The 22,543-nt window shown below is 70.5% G+C and carries 24 protein-coding genes; 16 read left to right on the top strand and 8 right to left on the bottom strand.

Annotated features, from left to right (window positions below):
- Positions 1 to 70: 70 nt before the first annotated feature.
- Positions 71 to 2,071 (top strand): threonine--tRNA ligase, encoded by a 2,001-nt coding sequence (gene thrS / locus ABZ795_RS15445; RefSeq protein WP_357530806.1) that lies wholly within the window; start codon positions 71 to 73, stop codon positions 2,069 to 2,071.
- 53 nt (positions 2,072 to 2,124) lie between these two features.
- Here the strand turns inward: thrS and ABZ795_RS15440 are convergent, their stop codons facing one another.
- Entirely contained in the window at positions 2,125 to 2,874 is a 750-nt protein-coding gene (locus ABZ795_RS15440; protein WP_357530805.1) for a D-Ala-D-Ala carboxypeptidase family metallohydrolase, read from the bottom strand.
- Between the two features lie 213 nt (positions 2,875 to 3,087).
- Between ABZ795_RS15440 and ABZ795_RS15435 the strand changes: the two genes are divergently transcribed.
- Positions 3,088 to 3,600 (top strand): HIT domain-containing protein, encoded by a 513-nt coding sequence (locus tag ABZ795_RS15435; protein ID WP_357530881.1) that lies wholly within the window; start codon positions 3,088 to 3,090, stop codon positions 3,598 to 3,600.
- A gap of 156 nt (positions 3,601 to 3,756) precedes the next feature.
- Here the strand turns inward: ABZ795_RS15435 and ABZ795_RS15430 are convergent, their stop codons facing one another.
- On the bottom strand, positions 3,757 to 4,671 hold the full coding sequence (locus ABZ795_RS15430) for a DNA-processing protein DprA (RefSeq protein ID WP_357530804.1): 915 nt from the start codon (positions 4,669 to 4,671) through the stop codon (positions 3,757 to 3,759).
- A gap of 148 nt (positions 4,672 to 4,819) precedes the next feature.
- Entirely contained in the window at positions 4,820 to 5,158 is a 339-nt protein-coding gene (locus ABZ795_RS15425; protein WP_357530803.1) for a hypothetical protein, read from the bottom strand.
- Between the two features lie 186 nt (positions 5,159 to 5,344).
- Here ABZ795_RS15425 and ABZ795_RS15420 point away from each other — a divergent pair, with 186 nt between their 5' ends.
- Together ABZ795_RS15420 and ABZ795_RS15415 are read left to right on the top strand one after the other, a co-directional pair.
- Complete coding sequence (locus ABZ795_RS15420; RefSeq protein WP_357530802.1) at positions 5,345 to 6,184, top strand: DUF5753 domain-containing protein; 840 nt, start codon at positions 5,345 to 5,347, stop codon at positions 6,182 to 6,184.
- Positions 6,181 to 6,381: a DUF397 domain-containing protein gene (locus ABZ795_RS15415; RefSeq protein WP_327026827.1), complete on the top strand. Its 201-nt coding sequence runs from the start codon at positions 6,181 to 6,183 to the stop codon at positions 6,379 to 6,381. Before ABZ795_RS15420 ends, ABZ795_RS15415 begins: the two co-directional genes overlap by 4 nt.
- A 97-nt stretch (positions 6,382 to 6,478) precedes the next feature.
- On the opposite strand, the gene ABZ795_RS15410 is transcribed toward ABZ795_RS15415, so the two are convergent.
- Positions 6,479 to 7,207, bottom strand: coding sequence for an EcsC family protein (locus tag ABZ795_RS15410; protein ID WP_327026826.1), 729 nt, complete (start codon positions 7,205 to 7,207; stop codon positions 6,479 to 6,481).
- Between the two features lie 283 nt (positions 7,208 to 7,490).
- Between ABZ795_RS15410 and ABZ795_RS15405 the strand changes: the two genes are divergently transcribed.
- Entirely contained in the window at positions 7,491 to 8,489 is a 999-nt protein-coding gene (locus ABZ795_RS15405; RefSeq protein WP_357530880.1) for an aldo/keto reductase, read from the top strand.
- Positions 8,490 to 8,542: 53 nt separating this feature from the next.
- Here ABZ795_RS15405 and ABZ795_RS15400 read toward each other — a convergent pair whose 3' ends face one another.
- Entirely contained in the window at positions 8,543 to 10,693 is a 2,151-nt protein-coding gene (locus tag ABZ795_RS15400; RefSeq protein ID WP_357530801.1) for an elongation factor G-like protein EF-G2, read from the bottom strand.
- A gap of 240 nt (positions 10,694 to 10,933) precedes the next feature.
- On the opposite strand from ABZ795_RS15400, the gene pgsA reads away from it, so the two are divergent.
- The 9 genes from pgsA to ABZ795_RS15355 all read left to right on the top strand — a co-directional run bounded on the left by pgsA (position 10,934) and on the right by ABZ795_RS15355 (position 18,985).
- A complete protein-coding gene (gene pgsA, locus ABZ795_RS15395) occupies positions 10,934 to 11,566 on the top strand; it encodes a phosphatidylinositol phosphate synthase (protein WP_357530800.1) in 633 nt (210 codons plus the stop codon).
- Positions 11,567 to 11,594: 28 nt separating this feature from the next.
- Positions 11,595 to 12,473, top strand: coding sequence for a phosphatidylinositol mannoside acyltransferase (locus ABZ795_RS15390; protein WP_357530799.1), 879 nt, complete (start codon positions 11,595 to 11,597; stop codon positions 12,471 to 12,473).
- 13 nt (positions 12,474 to 12,486) lie between these two features.
- Positions 12,487 to 13,647, top strand: a complete 1,161-nt coding sequence (locus ABZ795_RS15385; RefSeq protein ID WP_357530798.1) for a glycosyltransferase family 4 protein — start codon at positions 12,487 to 12,489, stop codon at positions 13,645 to 13,647.
- A gap of 26 nt (positions 13,648 to 13,673) precedes the next feature.
- Positions 13,674 to 14,180, top strand: coding sequence for a hypothetical protein (locus ABZ795_RS15380; RefSeq protein ID WP_327026821.1), 507 nt, complete (start codon positions 13,674 to 13,676; stop codon positions 14,178 to 14,180).
- Between the two features lie 192 nt (positions 14,181 to 14,372).
- The gene (gene pdxS / locus ABZ795_RS15375) at positions 14,373 to 15,221 is read left to right on the top strand and encodes a pyridoxal 5'-phosphate synthase lyase subunit PdxS (protein ID WP_357530879.1); all 849 of its coding nucleotides are present in this window, start codon (positions 14,373 to 14,375) and stop codon (positions 15,219 to 15,221) included.
- A 76-nt stretch (positions 15,222 to 15,297) separates the two neighbouring features.
- Positions 15,298 to 15,885 (top strand): pyridoxal 5'-phosphate synthase glutaminase subunit PdxT, encoded by a 588-nt coding sequence (pdxT, locus tag ABZ795_RS15370; RefSeq protein WP_357530797.1) that lies wholly within the window; start codon positions 15,298 to 15,300, stop codon positions 15,883 to 15,885.
- A 323-nt stretch (positions 15,886 to 16,208) separates the two neighbouring features.
- A complete protein-coding gene (locus tag ABZ795_RS15365) occupies positions 16,209 to 16,958 on the top strand; it encodes a YebC/PmpR family DNA-binding transcriptional regulator (RefSeq protein ID WP_327026818.1) in 750 nt (249 codons plus the stop codon).
- A gap of 145 nt (positions 16,959 to 17,103) precedes the next feature.
- Entirely contained in the window at positions 17,104 to 17,721 is a 618-nt protein-coding gene (locus ABZ795_RS15360; RefSeq protein ID WP_357530796.1) for a helix-turn-helix domain-containing protein, read from the top strand.
- On the top strand, positions 17,714 to 18,985 hold the full coding sequence (locus ABZ795_RS15355; protein ID WP_357530795.1) for an MFS transporter: 1,272 nt from the start codon (positions 17,714 to 17,716) through the stop codon (positions 18,983 to 18,985). The genes ABZ795_RS15360 and ABZ795_RS15355 overlap by 8 nt, the downstream gene beginning before the upstream one ends.
- A gap of 30 nt (positions 18,986 to 19,015) precedes the next feature.
- Here the strand turns inward: ABZ795_RS15355 and ABZ795_RS15350 are convergent, their stop codons facing one another.
- The gene (locus ABZ795_RS15350) at positions 19,016 to 19,789 is read right to left on the bottom strand and encodes a nuclear transport factor 2 family protein (RefSeq protein WP_357530794.1); all 774 of its coding nucleotides are present in this window, start codon (positions 19,787 to 19,789) and stop codon (positions 19,016 to 19,018) included.
- An 88-nt stretch (positions 19,790 to 19,877) separates the two neighbouring features.
- Here ABZ795_RS15350 and ABZ795_RS15345 point away from each other — a divergent pair, with 88 nt between their 5' ends.
- Together ABZ795_RS15345 and ABZ795_RS15340 are read left to right on the top strand one after the other, a co-directional pair.
- Entirely contained in the window at positions 19,878 to 20,066 is a 189-nt protein-coding gene (locus ABZ795_RS15345) for a hypothetical protein (RefSeq protein WP_357530793.1), read from the top strand.
- A gap of 46 nt (positions 20,067 to 20,112) precedes the next feature.
- On the top strand, positions 20,113 to 20,505 hold the full coding sequence (locus ABZ795_RS15340; RefSeq protein ID WP_357530792.1) for a DUF402 domain-containing protein: 393 nt from the start codon (positions 20,113 to 20,115) through the stop codon (positions 20,503 to 20,505).
- 61 nt (positions 20,506 to 20,566) lie between these two features.
- Here the strand turns inward: ABZ795_RS15340 and ABZ795_RS15335 are convergent, their stop codons facing one another.
- On the bottom strand, positions 20,567 to 21,628 hold the full coding sequence (locus ABZ795_RS15335) for an ABC transporter permease (protein ID WP_357530791.1): 1,062 nt from the start codon (positions 21,626 to 21,628) through the stop codon (positions 20,567 to 20,569).
- Positions 21,625 to 22,518 (bottom strand): ATP-binding cassette domain-containing protein, encoded by an 894-nt coding sequence (locus ABZ795_RS15330; protein WP_357530790.1) that lies wholly within the window; start codon positions 22,516 to 22,518, stop codon positions 21,625 to 21,627. Before ABZ795_RS15330 ends, ABZ795_RS15335 begins: the two co-directional genes overlap by 4 nt.
- Positions 22,519 to 22,543: the final 25 nt, after the last annotated feature.

The raw sequence follows: 22,543 nt of genomic DNA, 5'->3' as shown, positions 1-22,543 counted from the left end.
GGGGCGACCGATAGCATCACAGGGAGCCGAGATCGGCACCTACCGTCACATCTGCTGCGAGGAGTCTCCCGTGTCCGCACCCCGTAACCCCGCCGTGGCCGACCCCGTCGTCGTCGCCGCCGGGACGACGGCGGCCGACGCGGTGGCCGCCGCCGAACTGCCCACCAGCGGGCCCAAGGCGATCGTGGTGGTCCGCGACCCCCAGGGGACGCTGCGCGACCTGGACTGGAGCCCGGCCGAGGACACCGTCGTCGAGCCGGTGGCCCTCAACTCCCCGGACGGGCTGAACGTGCTGCGGCACTCGACCGCGCATGTGCTGGCCCAGGCGGTGCAGGACATCTTCCCGGAGGCCAAGCTCGGCATCGGCCCGCCGATCGACAACGGCTTCTACTACGACTTCTCGGTCGACAAGCCGTTCCAGCCGGACGACCTGGCCAAGCTCGAGAAGCGGATGCAGGAGATCATCAAGTCCGGGCAGCGGTTCCGCCGCCGCCGGTTCGACAGCCTGGACGAGGCCAAGACCGAGCTGGCCGCCGAGCCGTTCAAGCTGGAACTGATCGACGTCAAGGGTGAGGGGCTGGACTCCTCCGAGGTGATGGAGGTCGGCGGCGGCGAGCTGACCATCTACGACAACCTGGCCGCCAACGAGGACAAGGTCTGCTGGTCGGACCTGTGCCGGGGCCCGCACCTGCCGAACACCCGGCTGATCGGTGCGTTCAAGCTGATGCGTTCGGCCGCCGCGTACTGGCGGGGCAGTGAGAAGAATCCGCAGTTGCAGCGGGTGTACGGCACCGCCTGGCCGACCCGCGACGAGCTGAAGGCGTACCTGAAGCTGCTGGAGGAGGCCGCCCGGCGCGACCACCGCAAGCTCGGCGCGGACCTGGACCTGTTCAGCTTCCCGGACGAGCTGGGCTCCGGCCTGGCGGTCTTCCACCCCAAGGGCGGCGTCATCCGCCGGGAGATGGAGAACTACTCGCGGCTCAAGCACGAGCAGGCCGGGTACGAGTTCGTCAACACCCCGCACATCACCAAGGGCCACCTGTACGAGGTCTCCGGGCACCTGGACTGGTACGCCGACGGCATGTTCCCCCCCATGGAGATGGAGGGGGTCAGCTACTACCTCAAGCCGATGAACTGCCCGATGCACGACCTGATCTTCCGCTCCCGGGGGCGCTCCTACCGGGAACTGCCGCTGCGGATGTTCGAGTTCGGCACGGTCTACCGGTACGAGAAGTCCGGGGTGGTGCACGGCCTGACCCGGGTACGCGGCATGACCCAGGACGACGCGCACATCTTCTGCACCGAGGAGCAGATGGCCGGCGAGCTGAAGTCGCTGCTGGCCTTCGTGCTGGAACTGCTGCGTGACTACGGCCTGGACGACTTCTACCTGGAGTTGTCCACCCGTAACCCGGAGAAGTCGGTCGGCACGGACGAGAACTGGGACCGGGCCACCGAGGCCCTGCGCTCGGCCGCCGAGGAGTCCGGCCTGGCCCTGGTGCCGGACCCGGGCGGGGCGGCCTTCTACGGCCCGAAGATCTCCGTGCAGGTCAAGGACGCCATCGGCCGGACCTGGCAGATGTCCACCATCCAGGTCGACTTCAACCTGCCGGAGCGCTTCAACCTGGAGTACCAGGCGGCTGACGGCACCCGGCAGCGGCCGGTGATGATCCACCGGGCCCTGTTCGGCTCGATCGAGCGGTTCTTCGGGGTGCTCACCGAGCACTACGCCGGTGCCTTCCCGGCCTGGCTGGCCCCGGTGCAGGTGGTCGGCATCCCGATCCGTGACGACCACGCGGACTACCTGCACGGCTTCGTCGCCGCGCTGCGCGCCGAGGGCATCCGGGCCCAGGTCGACGCCGGTGACGACCGGATGCAGAAGAAGATCCGTACCGCCCAGCAGCAGAAGATCCCCTTCATGGTGATCGCCGGGGACGACGACGTGGCCGCCGGCACGGTCTCCTTCCGCTACCGGGACGGCTCGCAGCGCAACGGGGTGCCGTTGGCCGAGGCGGTGACCCACGTCCTGGACGTGGTCAAGTCCCGCACCAACGTCGGCCCCTCGGCCGCCTGACCCGCCACGACGGCGGCCCCCTCCTTCGGTGGGGCCGCCGTCGCGTGGGTGCCTCAGATCCCGCAGCTCGGTGCCGACCAGGACCGGCTGGGCGACGTGCCCAGGTGGGTGTGGTCGTTGTGTCCGGGGTATCCCGGGCCGAGGATGTTGGTGAACCCGTGGTTGCGGGCCTGCTGGGCCAGCGCGCAGAAGGAGTGCGACCCGACCAGGTCGATCCCGTCGCCGTAGAGGTGCCGGCTGTTGCCGGCGCCGCCGACCGCGCTGTTGCAGGAGTAGCTGCGGAATCCGCTGCTCAAATAGAGCGGTGAGTTGCCCATGGCCCGGCGCATCGCCTGGAGCTTCCACATCGAGACCAGGGCGTTGAAGCGTGCCGTGCTGGCCGAGACCGCGCCGCCGGACCAGTCGCTGTTGCACCGGTTCCACTCGGCGTAGCTGAAGCTGACCGGGGTGCAGTCCGGGTCCTGCAGGGCGTAGATCTGGTTGAAGGTCTGGGCACCGGCCACCCCGTCGGCGGCCAGCCCGTAGGCCTGCTGGAAGCGGATCACCGCCGACCGGGTGGCCGGGCCGTACGCCCCGTCCAGGGTCAGCACCGCGCCGTAGCCGGGGTAGCCGGAGACCCGGATCTGCAACTGGCGTACGTCCTCGCCGGTCATGCCGGAGGAGAGGGTTCGACCCCAGGTGTAGCAGGCGTCGGCCTGGGCGGGGGTGCCGGTGGCGGCCACCGCCGCCAGGCTGGCCAGCGCGGCCAGTACGCAGGCGGTGAGGGCACGCCCCAGACGGTGCCGGACGGTACGTCGTTCCACAGCAGCTCCAAATCGAGGATCTTCGAGGTGAGGGGACTGAAAGTTTTACCGATGTCGATGTAATCGTCAATAAATCCTGGTTTCCATCTGCGAACGGACCTCATCGCCGGCCGCGGTCACCGGATACCGCACGGTGCGGGTGGCGGACCGCCCCCACGCGGTACGTAGGATCGCCGTGTGACTGGGGCGGACGAGCAGCACACCGACAGGGACATGGCAGACGGGCTGGACCGGCTCTGGACCCCCCACCGGATGACCTACATCTCCGGTGAGGACCGGCCCGAGGGGGGCTACGAGAAGCCCTCCGGCTGCCCCTTCTGCCTGGCCCCCGGCCGATCCCAGGAGGAGAGCCTGGTGGTGGCCCGGGGCGAGCACGTCTTCGTGGTGCTCAACCTGTACCCGTACAACCCGGGTCACCTGCTGGTCTGCCCCTACCGGCACGTGGCCGACTACACCGACCTGGACGGGCCGGAGACCATCGAGCTGGCCTCCTTCACCCAGACCGCCATGCGGGTGATCCGCAAGGTCAGCAACGCCCACGGCTTCAACCTGGGGATGAACCAGGGCGGGGTGGCCGGGGCGGGCATCGCCGCCCACCTGCACCAGCACGTGGTGCCCCGGTGGGGCGGCGACGCCAACTTCATGCCGGTGATCGGCCGCACCAAGGTCCTGCCGCAACTGCTCGGCGACACCCGCGACCTGCTCCTGCGCGCCTGGCCCAGCTGACCGGCCCGTCAGATTCAGGTGAGCCGCTCCAGTGGACCGGTGCGCTCACGCCGAACCCCGCGGCAGGTGGGGCAGATCCAGGGGTACGCCGGCAGCGGATTGCGTAGGCAGCCGCGCTGAACTTCGACGTATCAGCGGATGATGCTCCAGCGATGGTCAGTGGAGTGCGAAGTCAGGGAAGTTCTCCAGGCCGGCTTCGGTGGGTTGGTAGCTGAGGATGTCATCGACGGCTTCCAACAACTGCGCTGTGCCGTGGACGACGTAGACTCCGGGGTTTTCGGCGAACGCCTTGGCCCAGTCGCACTGCATGACCTGATTCGTGAGAACCACGGGGCGGCCGTGCTGGAGGGCGAGTCGGGCCTGAATGCGCGCTCCGCTGGTCTCGCCTGCCTCAACGACAACAGTGGCGACTGCATATCCGCTCATGACGGCGTTGCGCATGGGGAAACTCTGGCGGCTCGGCGGGGCATCGGGCCAGAACTGGGAGATCACCAACCCGACGTCGGCGATGTGGTCCTGGAGGCGTTGGTTGTCTGCGGGGTAGTGCCGGCGGATTCCGGTGCCGATGACGGCGGCGGTGGGTCCTCCCGCCTCCAGGGCGGCGGTGTGTGCGGCAGTGTCGATGCCGGCGGCGAGCCCGCTGACCACGGTCATCCCACGCCCCGCCAGGGTGGTGGCGACCGCTTGGGCGATGCGTAGTCCGTCCCTGCTTGCCTTGCGGCTGCCGACGACGGCGACCGCCCGGTCATAGACCCGTAGGTCGCCTCGGCTGAACAGGAGTGGTGGCATCTCACGGATGCCGAGCAGTTGGGCGGGATAGGTGGCGTCGAAGAAGGCGTGGACGCCGATCCCTTCCCGCTGCCAGTCGGCGATCTCGGCGGCGGCAGCGTCGACCAGTTTGGCCGTCGAATCCGTGTCTGGGAAGAGGGTGTCAGATTGGCCGACTGTGCGGTCGAGGACGGCCTTGGCGCTGCCGTTCTCCTGGATGTCCAGGGCCGTCTCCGACCAGCGAGCCTGGGGACGGCGGAGGAGGGCCACCAAGGCGGCCCGCTCGATCGTCGCCGTGTCCATGCGCACGATGGTAGGCCCTGGCCTGCCCGCACGGCTCGGCCAACCCGACGACTGCTGCTGGCCAGTCTTCCCGACAAGGGTCATTGATCGAACATATGTTCGATTGCGGCTGCTGGTCAAGCAGGATCCAGGTGTTGTCATTGACGGCTCAGTCATCAGTCGGGGGTTCGGCGGGGACCAGGAGTTGGGTGCCGGACCAGTTGATGTCGTCGTCCGCGATGGATCTGTGGGGTTCGTCGTCCTCGTCGAGGGTGGAGTAGCTCGCGTAGTAGCGCCCGAAGCCGTAGCCGCCGGTCGCCAGGGTGGCCAGCGCCCACCGCCGGAGTTGATCGCGCAGCGTGTCGGGATCCCGCTCGCTGGCCGGCACCTGGATGACTCCGAGCAGGTCGTACCGCTCGTCGCGGGTGCCCGGGTCGACCACTCGGCAGAGCGACAGGGCGTACCGCACCTCCGGCTCCCGGGATATCCACATGACCGCACTCGACATGCCGCCTCCTCCCACTCGTTGTCCGAAACTTAGATGAGGATGCACCTGACAAAGCTTGATATCAAGTGTCACGACGAGAATACTGGGAGCCATCCTCGTCAGAGTGGGAGGTCGTAGATGTCCGTGCCGTCCGCAAGGCCCTCGGGTGTGCGTCAGTCGCCGGTCCAGCCAGGACAGTCGCCGGTCGTGCAGGCGTGGGAGCTGGGAATGCGGCTGCGCCAGCGCCGCGAGGAGGTCGGTCTGACCGCAGCGGCGGCTGGTCGCGCCATCGGCATCATCCAGGCGTACGTCTCGGGAGTGGAGTCGGGACGGGTGAAGCTCCCTGCCTCCCGCCTCGCTCGGATCATCGAGGTCTACGAACTGGAGCCGGAGGAGGCGGCCGAGCTGGAGGAGCTGCGCCTGGGCGCCAGTCGACGCGCGTGGTGGCACGAGTACGGCCAGCTCTTTCCGGCCGAGTTCATCCGCTTCCTCGGCTACGAGGCCGGTGCCGAGCACATCCGCTTCTACGACAACGAGCTGGTGCACGGCCTGTTGCAGACCGAGCAGTACGCCCGCGCGGTCATCGCCGGAGGGACGACGACCATCCGCCTGACCGAGGTGGAGCGGCGGGTGGCGGCGCGGATGGCCAGGCAGGCGCGACTGCACAACGAGAACCCGCTCCGAATGACGGCGCTGCTCGGCGAGGGCGCACTACGCCAGCAGGTCGGCGGCCCCGCCGTGATGAGCGAGCAGCTTGACCACCTGGTGCGGCTGGCGGTCGAGCGACCAGAGCAGTTCGAGATCCGCGTGCTGCCCTTCGCCGCCGGAGCGCACCCGGCGCTGGGCGGCTCCTTCCAGATCCTGTCGTTTCCGTCTCCCCGGCTGCCCGACCTGGTCTGGCAGGAGGTGCTGACCTCCATCGACATCATCGACCAGTCCACCCGGGTCACCGACTATCAGGTCACCTTCGCCGAGGCGCGCGAGCGGGCGTTAGGCTCGGAAGACTCGCTCGACCTGATCCGCCAGATCGCCAAGGAGATGACGTGACCTCGTCGTACAGCTCCGGGGAGGGCTGGTTCAAGTCCTCCCGTAGCTCCAACAACGCCAACTGCGTCGAGGTGCGGTTCGGTGGCGGTGCGGTGGATGTCCGGGACACCAAGGACCGCAGCGGCCCGATGCTCACCTTCGACGCCTCCGCCTGGGCCGGTTTCCTGACCGGGCTCAAGGCCGACTCAGCGGGCTAGCCCGGCAGTCCTGGACCCTCCACCCTCTCCGGTTCCGGCGGTCAGCACGGCAGCCGTCGCTGGTCGGACTGCCCTCCCCCGGAGGACCGGGGTGGCGTCAGATGGATGCCGGGAAGTTCGCCTTGGCTGCCTTACCGACCAGAGCGGTCAGGGTGGCATCCACCCCGGCACCGACGAGGCCACCGGCGATCGGGATGCCCTTGGCCAAGGTGATCACGGACCGCTGCGTCCCGTACTTGGCGAGGAGCGCGAAGCCGACTCGCGCGTTGATCTGTCGGATGGCAGTGACCGGGATCGCCTTGATCATTTGCGCGGTCAGCTTCGTTCCGATCTTGACCCCGACCCCGTGGAGGCTGCTCGCCAGCGTCCCGCCTGCCGTGGTGAGCATGATGATGGTCTGGACGTGCGGGTCCGAGATGTCGTAGCCCCGCAGGTGCGCGATCGACCCGACGAGTCGAGCGTTGATCACCAGTGACCCGGCGATGTTCGCGGGGATCGTGACGGGCATGGCCACGAAACCGCCCAGGCCAGTGACGAACCCGTTCGTCGAAGACGCTGCCACCGACTCCATGATCAGTCGATCGATCACCCGCTCGACTGCTGCTTCCCGCGCCTTACCGTCTAGGGCTTGGCCATCGGAGTCGATGATCGAGCCCTCTGTGGCCGGGAGGGCCTTGCTGAGCCGGTCCTGTGCGTAGGTGACCGATCCGGTGATCGGGCCGACCCCATCTCGGACGACCTTGACGGTCATGTCCTGGAAGAAGCGAACCATGGCATTGGACTTGTCCTCACCACGTTCGCCCGGGTCGCCTTCGTTCGCTTCCATGATTCTCCGTTTCACTGGCTAGAAAGAGAGCGTCGGGCGGGCGAAGGTGCAGAGTAAAGGACCGTCCATAGAAGATCTACCTAAGACGGATATCCGACGCCGGCCACTCGCCGTGGCCGAACCGGGTGCTTTCCGCGGCGGATTGATCCGCGTGGCCCGGTCCCTCGTACGGATGATCGTGATGAATATCTGCCCAGCACCGCCCTTGGGATGGCACGATGCGCCGGTGGCGGAGTCGAGACGGACGCTGGGTCGCAGCGGCATCGGGGTCAGCGCCCTGGGCATGGGCTGCTGGGCGATAGCCGGTCCCTGGGCGGAGGGGCGTACCCCCCTGGGCTGGGGGGCGGTCGACGACGCCGAGTCGGTACGGGCGATCCGCCGGGCCCTGGACCTGGGGGTGACCCTGTTCGACACCGCGGACACCTACGGTGCCGGGCACGGCGAGCGCCTCCTGGGGCGGGCCCTGGCCCGGCGGCGGGACGCGGCGGTCATCGCCACCAAGTGGGGCTACACCTTCGACGAGCAGACCCGGCAGGCCACCGGTACGGACCCCTCACCGGCCTACCTGCACCGGGCCGTCCGGGCCTCGCTGCGGCGGCTGGGCACCGACCGGATCGACCTGTATCAACTGCACCTGGCCGACCTGCCGGTGGCCCGGGCCCAGGCCCTGATCGGCACCCTGGAGGACCTGGTCACCGAGGGCCTGATCCGGGCGTACGGCTGGAGCACCGACCGCACCGACCGGGCCGCCGCCTTCGGCGACGCCCCGCACGCCGCCGCCGTCCTGCACAGCCTGTCGGTGCTGCGCGACGCCCCGGAACTGCTCGACCTGTGCGAGAAGTACGACCTGGCCAGCGTCAACCGGGGGCCGCTGGGCATGGGGCTGCTCACCGGCAAGTACCACCCCGCCTCGATCCTGCCCCACGACGACATCCGGGGCATGACCTCAGGCTGGTTGGAGTGGTTCCGGGGTGGTCGTCCCGCCCCGGAGTGGCTGCGCCGGGTGCAGGCCGTCCGGGAGGCGTTGACCGCCGACGGCCGTACCCTGGCCCAGGGGGCGCTGGGTTGGATCTGGGCCCGCAGCGACCGGACCATCCCGATCCCGGGCTGCCGCACGGTGGCCCAGGTGGAGGAGAACGCCGCCGCGCTGACCCGGGGCCCGCTGACCCCGGACCACTTCGCCGAGGTCGAACACCGACTGGCCGCCCTGCGCGCCGCCGCCCTGCGGGCGGTCGACCGCCCCTACTGGCCCAGCCCGATGCTCCCCACCGCCCGCCCCTGACGTCCCGGCCCTCGGGCGGGCGGCCCTAACCGGGGTACGCCCGCCACCCGGCCTCAGGCGTGCTCCTTGCGGACCTGGTCGGCCAGGTGCTCCGGCATGGGGTCGTACCGCACGAACCGGCGGCGGAAGGTGCCCGCCCCGGCGGTCATCGCCCGCAGTTCGACGGCGTAGCGCAGCAGCTCCGTGGCGGGCACCTCGGCCCGGACCAGGCTGCGCCCCTCGGCCTGCGGGTCCGGCTCGGTGCCCAGCACCCGGCCCCGACGGCCGGACAGGTCACCCAGCACGGTGCCCACGCTGCCGTCCGGCACCCGCACGGTCACCTCGTCGACCGGCTCCAGCAGCACCGGCCGGCCCTTGCCGGCGGCGTCGCGCAGGGCCAGGGCCCCGGCGGTCTGGAAGGCCGCGTCGGAGGAGTCGACACTGTGCGCCTTGCCGTCGACCAGGGTCACCCGCAGGTCCACCACGGGGTGTCCGGCGAGCAGCCCGCGTTCCATCTGGGCGCGTACCCCCTTCTCCACCGAGGGGATGTAGTTGTGCGGGACCGCCCCGCCGACCACCCGGTCGACGAACTCGAAGCCGGCGCCCCGGGGCAGCGGCTCCACCTCGATGTCGCAGACCGCGTACTGGCCGTGCCCGCCGGACTGCTTGACATGCCGGCCGTGCCCGGTCGCCGGTGCGGTCAGGGTCTCCCGCAACGACACCTTGACCGGCTCGGTGTCCAACTCCACCCCGCCGGCGCGCAGCCGGTCCAGGACCACGTCGGCGTGCGCCTCGCCCATGCACCACAGCACCAGTTGGTGGGTCTGCGGGTTGCGTTCCAGCCGCATCGTCGGATCGCCGGCCACCAGGCGGGCCAGGTTGCGGGCCAGGGCGTCCTCATCCGAGCGGGTCCGGGCCACGATCGCCACCGGCAGCAGCGGCTCCGGCATCTCCCACGGGGCGATCAGCAGGGGGTCCTCCTTGGCGGAGATGGTGTCCCCGGTCTCCGCGCTGCCGGACTTGGTGATCGCGCAGATGTCCCCGGCCACCGCCGCACCGACCTCACGCAGGGTGGCGCCCAGCGGGCTGTACAGGTGCGCGATCCGCTCGTCGGCGTCGTGGTCGGGGTGGCCGCGTTCGGCCAGGCCGTGCCCGGCGATGTGCACCGTCTGGTCCGGGCGCAGGGTGCCGGAGAAGACCCGCACCACGCAGACCCGGCCGACATGCCGGTCGATGGTGGTCTTGACCACCTCGGCGACCAGGGGACCCTCCGGGTCGCAGGTCAGCGGCGGCCGGGGGGAGCCGTCCACCCCGGTGACCGCGGGCAGGGTGTGCTCCAGCGGCGAGGGGAAACCGGCGGTCAGCACCTCCAGCAGGGCGTCCACCCCCACCCCGGTGGCCGCGCAGACCGGCACCACCGGATAGAAGTGGCCCCGGGCCACGGCCTTCTCCAGGTCCTCGACCAGGACGGCGGGGTCGATCTCCTCCCCGGCCAGGTACCGGTCCATCAGGGTCTCGTCCTCGCTCTCGGCGATGATCCCCTCGATGAGTTCGTCCCGGGACTCCGTGATGGCCGGCAGGTGCTCCGGGTCGGGCTCACGCACCTGGGCGGGCAGCCCCTCCGTGTAGTCGAAGACCCGCCGGGTGATCAGCCCCAGCAGGCCGGCGGTGGAGACCCCGTCATCGCCGAGCATCGGCAGGTACAGCGGCAGCACGTTGTCGCCGAAGACCCGCTGGCACAGCGCCACCGCCTCGTCGAAGTCGGCGCGGGGATGATCCAGCCGGGCCACCGCCACCGCCCGGGGCATGTCGACCGCGGCGCACTCCTCCCACAGGGCGGCGGTGGCGGCGTCCATCCCGTCCACCGCGGAGACCACGAACAGGGCGGCGTCGGCGGCCCGCAGCCCGGCCCGCAACTCGCCGATGAAGTCGGCGTACCCGGGGGTGTCCAGCAGGTTGACCTTGATGCCGTCGTGCATCAGCGGCGCACAGGCCAGGGCGACCGACCGCTGCTGGCGTACGGCCGCGGGGTCGTGGTCGCAGACCGTGGTGCCCTCGGCGACCGAACCGGCGCGGGAGATGGTGCCGGTGGCCGCCAGCAGCGCCTCGACCAGGGTGGTCTTGCCCGCACCGGAGTGCCCGACGAGCACCACGTTGCGAATCTTCGCCGGGTCCGTCACCACCGGCACCCCGGTGGCGTGCTTGTCCTGACTCTTCTGCGCCATCGGGCGCACCTCCCTCAGCCGGTGGTGGCGACCGCCGCGCGCGACGGGATGCGGCCCGGACGGGGTTCCGCGGCGATCATCCTCCGGTGGTTAGCCCCGGACCGGGCAGTCAACGGGCGGTCGGGTGAGCTGGGTCACCCTCTCGACTCGATCCCACACCCGATGGCGGACCGGCACAACCCTCTTGGCTAGGACCGGCGTTGTTGCCGTCGCCGGGCCGACCGTTATCGTGGGACCGCCATGGCGAAGATCTTCCAAGTGTCGGTCCGCGCGGGGATGACCCGCGTCGTCGAGCCGATTGCCCGCCGCCTCCTGCGCGCGGGCGTGTCCCCCAACGCGGTCACCGTCGCGGGCACCGTAGGGGTGCTCGTCGGCGCCCTCGGCTTCGGCGCCCGCGGCCACCTGGTCGCCGGTGCGCTGATCGTGACGGTCTTCGCGCTCACCGACATGCTCGACGGGACGATGGCCCGGATGAGTGGCGGATCCACCCGATTCGGCGCGTTCCTGGACTCCAGCATGGATCGGGTGGCAGACAGTGCGGTGTTCGGCGCGGTCGCGTTCTACCTGGCCGGGCAGGGGGACCGCGCCGGTACGGCCGCCGCGTTGATCTGCCTGGCCGCCGGTGGACTCGTCTCGTACGTCAAGGCCCGCGCCGAGGGGCTGGGCATGAGCGGCAACGTCGGCATCGCCGAACGTACCGAGCGGTTGCTGATCGTCGGGGTGGGTGGCCTGCTGGCCGAACTGGTCCACCCGGTGGCCCTGCCGATCGCCCTGTGGCTGCTGGCGGCGGTGTCCCTGTTCACCGTGGGGCAGCGGATGCGGTTCGTCTACCGGCAGGCCCAGCAGGTCGACGTGCCGGGCGGCCAGGGGTGAGCGGCACAGCCCGACCCCGGGGGTGCCGGTGAATCTCACCGAACTCGGCTACGTGGCCGGCTGGCGACTGGTCCGGGCCCTGCCCCGCCCGATGGCTGCGGCGGCCTTCAACGCCGGTGCCGACCGGGCTCACCGTCGTCGGGGCGCCGGTGTCACCCGACTGCGGGCCAACCTGCGCCGGGTGGTCGGCCCGGAGCTGCCCGAGGCCGAGCTGGACGACCTGGTCCGCGCGGGCCTGCGGTCGTACGCCCGCTACTGGATGGAGGCCTTCCGGCTGCCCTCGCTGAGCCGGGAGCAGGTGCTGTCCACCTTCCGGCTGGACGGCGCCGAGCTGCTCGCCGCCGACGTGGCCGCCGGGCGGGGTGCGGTGGTGGCCCTGCCACACGCCGGCAACTGGGACCTGGCCGGGGCCTGGGTGGTGGCCAACGGCTGGCCGCTGTCCACGGTCGCCGAGCGACTCAAGCCGGAGGCGGTCTACCAGCGGTTCGTGGCCTTCCGGGAAGGGCTGGGCATGGAGATCCTGCCCACCACCGGTGGTCACCGGCCACCCCTGGACGTGCTGACCGACCGGCTCAACGCCGGGGCGGTGGTGCCGCTGCTGGCCGACCGGGACCTGTCCGCCCGCGGGGTGGAGGTCAGTTTCTTCGGCGGCCGGACCCGGATGCCGGCCGGTCCGGCTCTGCTGGCGTTGCGCACCGGAGCGCCGCTGTATGTGGCCTCGTTGTGGTACGAACCGGATGCGGCCCGCGCGGCGATCGAGGGTCCGCTGCCGGTGCCGGGTCCGGAAGAAGGCGCCCTGGACACCCGGGTCCGGTCGCTGACCCAGCTGATCGCCGACGGTCTGGCGGCGGGTATCGCGCGGCATCCGCAAGACTGGCATATGTTGCAGCGGATGTGGCTGGACTGAGGGGACGGGCGCAATGCGGATCGGCATCGTCTGTCCGTACTCCTTCGATGTGCCGGGCGGGGTGCAGAACCACGTCATGGACCTCGCCGAGGCGTTGATCGGGCTCGGCCACGAGGTGAGCGTGCTCGCCCCGGCGGACGAGGACGTCCCCCTGCCGTCGTACGTGGTCTCGGCCGGTAGGTCGGTGCCGCTGCCGTACAACGGCTCGGTGGCCCGGATCGCCTTCGGCCCGGTCTCCACCGCCCGGGTCCGCCGGTGGATCACCCGGGGCGACTTCGACGTGCTGCACGTGCACGAGCCGCTGACCCTGAGCATCTCCATGCTCGCGGTGCTCTCCGCCCGCGGGCCGGTGGTGGCCACCTTCCACACCGCGATGACCCGGTCCCGGGTGCTGTCCGCCGCCCAGGGGGCCCTCCAGATCGTGCTGGAACGGATCACCGCCCGGATCGCGGTGAGTGCCCTGGCCCGCAAGGTGCAGGTGGAGCACCTCGACGGCGGGGCGGTGGAGATCCCCAACGGGGTGGCGGTGGCCAAGTTCGCCGGAATGCCCCCGCTGCCCGGCTGGCCGGGGGAGTGCGGCCCGGGCAGCGGCGGCACCCTGGGCTTCCTGGGCCGGTTCACCGAGCCCCGCAAGGGCTTCCCGATCCTGCGGGACGCCTTCGTCGAGCTGGCCCCCCGGCGACCCGGGCTGCGCCTGCTGGTCGCCGGCCCCGGCGACCCGGACGACCTGTTCGACCGGTTTCCCCCCGAGCTTCGGGACCGGGTCACCTTCCTGGGGCTGGTGCCCGAGGCGGAGAAGGCCCGGATGCTGCGCAGCGTGCACCTCTACGTGGCGCCGAACACCGGGGGCGAGTCCTTCGGCATGATCCTCACCGAGGCGTTGGCCGCCGGTACCACCGTGGTCGCCAGCGACCTGGACGCCTTCCGCCGGGTGCTGGACAACGGACGGGCCGGACGGTTGTTCCCCACCGGTGACGCCGCCGCCCTGGGCCGTACCCTCGCCGAACTGCTGGACGATCCGGCCGCCCGGGCGGAGTTGACCGCCTGCGGCGACCAGGTGGTGGCGAATTTCGACTGGCCCGTGGTTGCCCGCCGGGTTCTGGAGGTATACGCAGCAGCGATCGAGGCGACCGACGGGCGGGTGATCGACCAGGAGTGGGTGGGACTGGACTGACCGGGAGGAACGGGAGCAGCACTACGATGCCGGGCATGTGGTGGGTGGTGGGGGCGACGGTGGTCGTCGCCCTGGTGGCGACGTACCTGATCTGGACCGCCGGTCGGGTCGAGCGCCTGCAGGCCCGTGCAGAGCTGGCGGCCCGTGCCCTGGACGCCCACCTGCTGCGCCGCGCCGCCGCCGCCGCGGTGCTGGCCGAACGCCGCTACGGCGTCGAGTTGTACGCGGCGGCCCGCATCGCCCTGGACGCCGAGCCCCAGGAGCGGGAGGCGGCTGAGAACGACCTGACCCGGCAACTGCGGGCGGTCCAGCTGGACCCGGCCGACCCGGACTGCGAGGCGGTCATCGCGGCCAGCCGGCGACTCGCCCTGGCCCGCCAGGTGCACACCGACCTGGTCCGCGACGCCCGTACCGCGCGCAGCCGCCGCCTGGTGCGCCTGTTCCGGATGGGACGACGGCACACCTGGCCGCGCTACTTCGACATCGACGACCCGACCCTCACCGTGCCGATCGTGGACGTCTCCCCCCGCTGACCAGGGCCGTCTTGGGTGACGGGGGCCACATTCCAGGCCACCGGCGCTGCGATTGGCTGTCGGAAACGGCGCCGCCGCGGCCATAGCATTCCGCTGCCCCCACCCGCGCGCCTCAAGGAGCGATCAGCCGTGACTTCCCCGAATCCCAGCGCCACCAGTTCGGCCGTCGGCACCGCCCGCGTCAAGCGGGGGATGGCCGAGATGCTCAAGGGTGGCGTGATCATGGACGTGGTGACTCCCGAGCAGGCGAAGATCGCCGAGGACGCCGGAGCGGTAGCGGTGATGGCGCTGGAGCGGGTACCCGCCGACATCCGCGCCCAGGGCGGGGTCTCCCGGATGAGCGACCCGGACATGATCGACGGGATCATCAACGCGGTCTCCATCCCGGTGATGGCCAAGGCCCGCATCGGTCACTTCGTCGAGGCCCAGATCCTCCAGGCCCTCGGTGTCGACTACGTCGACGAGTCCGAGGTGCTCACCCCGGCCGACTACGCCAACCACATCGACAAGTGGGCCTTCACGGTCCCCTTCGTCTGCGGGGCGACCAACCTGGGCGAGGCGCTGCGCCGGATCACCGAGGGCGCTGCCATGATCCGCTCCAAGGGGGAGGCCGGCACCGGGGACGTCTCCAACGCCACCACCCACATGCGCAAGATCCGCCAGGAGATCCGTCGACTGTCCACGCTGCCCACCGATGAGCTGTTCGTCGCGGCCAAGGAGTTGCAGGCCCCGTACGAGCTGGTCAAGGAGGTGGCCGAGACCGGCAAGCTGCCGGTGGTGCTGTTCACCGCCGGTGGCATCGCCACCCCGGCCGACGCGGCGATGATGATGCAGCTCGGGGCGGAGGGGGTCTTCGTCGGCTCCGGCATCTTCAAGTCCGGCAACCCGGCCCAGCGGGCCGCCGCGATCGTCAAGGCGACCACCTTCCACGACGACCCGGAGATGCTGGCCAAGATCTCCCGGGGGCTCGGTGAGGCGATGGTCGGCATCAATGTCGACGACATCCCCGTCCCGCACCGCCTGGCCGACCGCGGCTGGTGAGGTGCAAGGAAGGGCACCTTATTAACGCCTGCGGTAGAGGAAGGGCCCCTTCTTAACGCTTCCCGGAAGGAGCACAGTGCCCGCACCCGTGATCGGCGTGCTCGCCCTCCAGGGCGACGTTCGCGAACACCTCACCGCCCTGACCGGCGCGGGCGCGCAAGCCCGTCCGGTACGCCGACCCGCGGAACTGGACGCGGTCGACGGCCTGGTCATCCCGGGCGGAGAGTCCACCACCATCAGCAAACTGGTCGACATCTTCGAGTTGCGCGAACCGATCGACAAGCGGATCGCCGCCGGTCTGCCGGTATACGGCTCCTGCGCCGGCATGATCATGCTGGCCACCGAGGTCCTGGACGGGCGTCCGGATCAGCGTGGCTTCGAAGGCATCTCGATGACCGTCCGACGCAACGCCTTCGGTCGGCAGGTCGACTCCTTCGAGGCCCCGGTGGAGATCGCCGGGATCGAGGGCGGCCCGCTGCACGCGGTCTTCATCCGGGCCCCCTGGGTCGAGCGGGTCGGCGAGGGGGTCGAGGTGCTCGGCCGGGTCTCCGACGGCCGGATCGTGGCGGTCCGCCAGGGCAACCTGCTGGCCACCTCCTTCCATCCGGAACTCACCGGCGACCTTCGCCTGCACCGGCACTTCGTGAACCTGGTCCGCGCCTGAGCACCCTTGATCGTGTGAATCTTGGACAGTTGTCGTCAATCGCTGACGACAACTGTCCAAGATTCGGCGGGAGACCCGGCCACCCAAAGAGTGAATAATCGGTTTTGTGCCATATCAGCGGGATTGTGGCGGCGGTCCGTGTTACCGGTGTGCGGCGGGTGACGAGCCCCGGGGGTCCCTCGGTAGGATTGTCGAGATTCGGCAGGGCCTTCTGGCCGCCACGGCTTCCACCAGAGCAGACCGGCACCACCGCGTGCGCCGGTGCGGAGCGGGGCGTGCGCGGTGCGGTCGATGCAGACGGCGGGTAGCAACGGAGGTAACAGATGTCCGGCCACTCAAAGTGGGCGACGACCAAGCACAAGAAGGCGGTCATCGACGCCAAGCGCGGCAAGATGTTCGCCAAGCTGATCAAGAACGTCGAGGTCGCGGCGCGGACCGGCGGTGGCGACCCGGCCGGCAACCCGACCCTCTACGACGCGATCCAGAAGGCCAAGAAGAACTCGGTCCCCAACGACAACATCGACCGGGCGGTCAAGCGCGGCTCCGGCCTGGAGGCCGGCGGCGCCGACTACCAGACGATCATGTATGAGGGGTACGGCCCGAACGGGGTCGCGCTGCTGATCGAGTGCCTGACCGACAACCGCAACCGCGCCGCCACCGAGGTACGCACCGCCCTGACCCGCAACGGCGGCTCCTTCGCCGACGCCGGCTCGGTGTCGTACATGTTCTCCCGCAAGGGCGTGGTGATCGTGCCGAAGGCCGGCACCAGCGAGGACGACGTGATGCTGGCCGTCCTGGACGCCGGGGCCGAGGAGGTCAACGACCTGGGCGAGGCCTTCGAGGTGGTCTCCGAGCCGGGTGACCTGATCGCGGTCCGCACCGCCCTGCAGGACGCCGGCATCGAGTACGAGTCGGCCGAGTCCGCCCTGATCCCCAGCGTCAACGTGCCGCTGGACGAGGAGGGCGCGCGGAAGGTCTTCAAGCTGATCGACGTGCTGGAGGATTGCGACGACGTGCAGAACGTCTACGCCAACTTCGACATCTCCGACGAGATCATGGCGGCGGTCGGCTGAGCCGACCCGACCACTGGCGCGACCTCAGGGCGCGTACGCGAGCCTCGGGCTCGGGTGCGCGCCCTGCTGCGTTCCGCATCCCCGATCGAAGACCATCGGCCTCCCGGGGTTGCTAGAGACATCTTTCTAAAGCATTCTCTAGGGTATGCCCGAAGAGTTGCCGCCGCGAGCCGTCAAGGTCACCGATCCACGCGCCCTGCGGGCGTACGCGCACCCGCTGCGGATGCGTCTGATCGGGTTGCTCCGTGGCGAAGGCCCGATGACCGCGACGCAGGCCGCCGCCCGGCTCGACGACAACGTGCCCAACTGCTCGTTCCACCTGCGGCAACTCGCCAAGTACGGGTTCGCCGAACGGGTGCCCGGGGCGGACGGCAGGGAACGGCCCTGGCGGGCCACCACCCTGTACACCTCCTGGGACGACGACTCCGACGACCCGGACATGAGGGCGGCGACGGACCAGATCAACAGCGTGATGCTCGGTGTCTACCTGCAACGTGGACAGGACTACCTGGCGATCCGCGCCGACGAGCCGGTCGAGTGGCGGGTGGCGGCCGGCTTCGGCGACACGCTGCTGCATGTCACCGCCGCTGAGCTGCGCGAGCTGACCGAGCAGGTCGAGGCGCTGCTGGCCCGGTACGACGAACGGATCACCGACCCGGCGAAGCGTCCGCCCGGGTCCCGCCCGGTGACCTTCGTCCAGATGGCGCTCCCGCGCGGCGCCGTACCAGTCGAGGGCCGGCGAGCGGAGTCCGACCATGACTGAACCCCTGGTACTGGCCGACCCGGCGCCGCCGCGCCGGCCGCGCATCCCACGCCTGCTGCGGCAGACGGCCTTCCGTCGCTACTGGTCCGCACAGACCGTCTCCCTCTTCGGCGACCAGGTCACCATGCTCGCCGTGCCGCTGCTGGCCCTGCTCGCGGTCGGTGCCGGACCGGCCGAGATGGGCTACCTGACCGCCGCCTCGCTGCTGCCGAACCTCTTCCTCTCCCTGCCGGCCGGCGCCTGGGTGGACCGCCACCCGCGCCGACGTCGGGTGATGATCGTCGCCGACCTCGGTCGGGCGGCTCTGCTGCTGCTCGTGCCGCTGCTCTGGTGGGCCGGCGCCCTGAATCTGCTGCTGCTGTGTGTCGTGGCCTTCCTGATCGGTTGTCTCTCGGTCTTCTTCGAGGTGGCGCACAGCAGCCTGTTCGCCGCCCTGGTCCCTCGATCGGACTATGTGGACGCCAACAGTCTGGTCAACGGCAGCCGGGCCATGTCCCATGTGGCCGGCCCGAGCATCGGTGGGGTGCTCGTGCAGGTGCTCACCGCACCGGTCGCCCTCCTCTCCGGCGTGCTCACCTATCTGGTGTCGGCGGTCTTCCTGGCCCGGACCAGGGTCACGGAGCGCGCCGTGACCACCGGCCCCGCCCGGGGCATGGCGGCGGGGGTACGGTTCGTGGCCCGCTCCGAGGTGCTGCGGGCGACCCTGCTCGGCACCACCACCCTCAACCTGTTCAACTACATGTTCGCGGCGCTCTTCGTGCTGTACGTGACCACCGAGCTGGGTGTCTCACCCGGCATCCTGGGGCTGGTGATCGGGGCCGGGGCGGTCGGCGGACTGCTCGGTGCGGCCGTGACCGGCCCGGTCAGTCGCCGGATCGGCATCGGCCCCGCGGTGCTCGTCGGGTTCGTCGCCTTCCCGGCCCCTCTGATCCTCGTGCCGCTGGCCATGGGGCCGGAGCCGGTGGTGCTCGCGTTGCTGTTCACCGCCGAGCTGGTCTCCGCGCTGGGCGTCATGGTCCTCGACATCGCGGTCGGCTCGGTGCAGATCGCGGCCACCCCGGTGGCCATGCTCGCCGTGGTCTCCGGGTTCAGGCGCACCGTCAACCACGGCATCCGACCGATCGGCGCCCTGGTCGGCGGGACACTAGGTGCCGCGATCGGGGTACGCCCCGCGCTCTGGATCGCCAGCCTCGGCGCCCTGCTCGGGGTGCTCTGGGTCCTCTTCTCACCGCTGCGCGGCATGCGCGGGCTGCCCGAAGAGTGACACCCGCTGCGCCGTCGATCGGCAGATCCGTCAGTCGAAGAGGCCGGCCGGTGGCGGGAACCGGCCCTCCCGGGCGTGGGAGTAGTCGCGCGACTCGGCCACCAGGGCGTCGGGGTCGAAGCGCAGCAGGGTGCAGCCGGAGATGGTCAGCGGCGCATCGTGCGGGTAGGTGATCGCCCAGTACTCGACCGTCGCCGTGTCGCCGTCCCTGCGCGGTGCGCCGAACCAGACCTCGGCCGGGCGGGTCTCCTCACGGAAACACTCCTCGACATAGGCGCGCAGCCCGTCCCGTCCTCGACAGGGACGAAACAGTGAAGCCCAGTGGACCCCGTCGGTCGCCTGTAGCTTGACGATGCTCTCGACGTCCTTGCTGGGCCAGCCGTGGGTCCAGGCGTCCGCCCAGCGCTGCGCGGCATCCCGTACATCCATGATCATTCTCCTCGGGCAGGTGGTGCTCGGAGTTCTACCACCGGGCTGCGACACTGCGGCCCGGTGCCGGGCCCGGGGTGGGGGAGCGGCCCAGGCCAGGAAGCGGTCGAACAGTTCCTCCGGCGCGGGCAGCGGGCCCTCGGCGTGCCGCAGCAGGTCGCCGGTGGCGTCGAAGAGCATCCCGGCCAGGTAGACCGACAGACCCACCCGGTCGCCGCCGTACTCGACCCGCAGCAGCCTCCGCGCCCTGGGGCACGGCCAGGGCCCCGCGCACACCCCACAAGACCACCCCGGGCGTACGGGCGGATGCCGCTGCACCGCAGGCCACGAGTTCACCGGCTGCCCCTGATCGGGTGAAGGGTTCAGTGCGCTCATGCAGCCATGCTGCCCCACAGCGTTGTCTGCGTCAATAGACTCCGTAGTTGTCGGAGTCGAGGCAGGTTGCCGCTGTCATTGTCAACTCATGGAGTTGGTGGGCGTGTCGGAGATCCGGGAGATGCTGGGAAACGTCTCCCGGCAGCGCGCGTCCGTCATCGCCAACCAGCGGAACTTCCCCGAGCCGATCGCCGTGCTGGCGATGGGCAAGGTGTGGCGGAAGTCGGATGTGGAAGCCTGGATCAGGGAGCACCGGCCGGAGTTGGCCCAGGACTGACCAGGGGGAGTGGTGGCGGTCGAACGGTTCAGCCCCGGGGAAGCTGATGCTGCACCGCCCCGGCGAGGCCCACGCGGTCGAGGTCTTCTGGTCCGGCCCGCGGCGCACCTTCGCCGGCTGGTACTTCAACCTCCAGGACCCCTTCCGGCGTACCCCCATCGGGGTGGACACCCTGGACCACGAGCTTGACCTGTGGTGGGCGGCGGACGCCGACCGGTACGTCTTCAAGGATGTGGAACTGTTCGCCCAGCGGCTGGTCGAGGGGCGCTACCCGGGGATGGCCGAGGCGATCCGGGCCGAGGGTGACCGGATCGCCGCCCTGCTCGACGCGGGCCGACGCTGGTGGGACGAGTCCTGGGCGACCTGGCAGCCCGACCCGGCCTGGTCGGCTCCCCGCCTGCCGGCCGACTGGGCCACCGTCCCGATCGACCAGGGCTGAACGCCGGCATCCCGGCGACCAGGGTCGGTCACCGGGATGCGGACGAGCGCAGTGGCACTGCTCAGCTCAGGGTCTCGCGCTCCCGCCAGGCGGTACGGATCGAGGTGCGGCCGTTGGTGCGCAGCAGGGAACCCTCGTACACCCGGGACCCGGCCAGCACGAACCCGAGCGCCGCGACCAGCAGCAGGGCCAGGGAGGCGAACAGCTCCCAGAGGGCGGCGTCACCGCTGAACAGCCGCAGCGGCATCGCGGTCGGCGAGGAGAACGGCAGGTAGGACAGCACCCGCATGGCACCGGGGTTGTCGTTGAGGAAGACCACCGCGAAGAACGGCAGCATCACCGCCAGCTGCACCGGCATGGACACCCCGCTGATGTCCTCCAGCCGGTTGACCAGGGCGCCGGTCGCCGCCCACATCGAGGCGATCAGCACGAAGCCGAGCACGAAGAACGGCACGAACCAGCCGATCGCCGGGCCGAGCAGGGAGAGCAACTCGTTGCTGTCGCCGAAGGCCATACCGGCCACCGCCACGGCGGCGATCAACACGATCTGCCCCAGCGCCAGCAGGGTGCCGGCGAGCATCTTGCCGGCCAGCAGGGCGCGCACCGGCACCGCGGCGACGAGGATCTCCACGATCCGGGTCTGCTTCTCCTCGATGATGCTCTGCGCGATCTGCATACCGAAGGTCTGCGAGGTGATGAAGAAGATGAAGGCGAAGGCCATCGGCACCAGGAAGGCCAACAGCGGGTCCACCGCGTCCGGGTTCAGCAGCCGCACCGGGGGCGCGCTGCTCAACGCGGAGACCACGTCGCTGGGGGCCTCGTTCATGGCCAGCACCGCCGGGCCGGAGACCACCGCGGCATCGGCCTCGCCGTCGCGGACCGCCTGCTCGGCGGCGGCGTCGTCGGCCACCACCCGCACCTCCAGCCCGGCCTGGCGCAGCGGACCGGCCGCCGCCTCGGTCACCGCCACCGTGGAGGGCCCACCCGAGAGCAGGGGCGGCAGCACGGTCGCCGCCGCCGCGATGAGCAGGAAGAACAGCGTACTGATCAGGAAGGTGCGGTCGCGCAGCTTGACCCGGATCTCCCGGGCGGCTACCAGCCGGGTGGCCTCGAAGGTGTTCACTGGGTGACCTCTCGGAAGATCTCGGCGAGGGAGGGGGTGACCGGACGGAAAGCGCGCACCGGGCCCCGGGCGAGGGCGGCGTGCAGCACCTTCTGCTCGTCGGCCTCGGCGGCGAGGTCGAAGACGGCGCGGGGCCCGTCCAGGTCCACCAGGCTGACCCCGGCCTGATCCCGCAGCCAGCCCGCGTCGGTGTCCACCACCAACTCGAAGCGGTGGGTGGCGGAGGAGGCGCGCAACTGCTCCCGGCTGCCGGCGGCGCGGATCGCACCGTCCGCGATGATCACCAGGTCGTCACAGAGCCGCTCCACCACGTCGAGTTGGTGGCTGGAGAACAGCACCGGTACGCCGGCGGCGGCCCGCTCCCGCAGCACCGCCAGGACGGTGTCCACGGCCATCGGGTCCAGCCCGGAGAAGGGCTCGTCCAGCACCAGCACCTCCGGGTCGTGCACCAGGGCGGCGGCGATCTGGGCCCGCTGCTGGTTGCCCAGCGACAGGGTCTCCAGCAGGTCGTCGCCCCGCTCGGCCAGCCCGATCCGGTCCAGCAGGGTGTCCGTGGCGCGACGGGCGCCCTCCGCGGTCATCCCGTGCAGCCGACCCAGGTAGACCACCTGCTCCCGGACACTCATCTTCGGGTAGAGGCCGCGCTCCTCCGGCATGTAGCCGAACCGTCCCCGGATCTGGCGGCTCAGCGGCCTGCCGCCCCAGGTCACCTGTCCCGCGTCGGCGGCCAGCACCCCGAGGATGATCCGCATGGTGGTGGTCTTGCCGGCGCCGTTGCCGCCGACGAAGCCGGTCATCCGACCGGCGGCGACCTCGAAGGACACGTTCTTGAGCACCTGACGGTCGCCGAAGCTGCGGTCGACACCGTCTAGGCGGAGGACTGTGGTCACGGCTTACACGCTAGATCTTTCATGA

Source organism: Micromonospora sp. NPDC047134 (genome assembly GCF_040643455.1).
In the GTDB taxonomy this organism is placed as follows: Bacteria; Actinomycetota; Actinomycetes; order Mycobacteriales; family Micromonosporaceae; genus Micromonospora.
The sequence above is the reverse complement of the archived record's forward strand: the minus strand, read 5'-3'. Positions and strand labels throughout refer to the sequence as shown.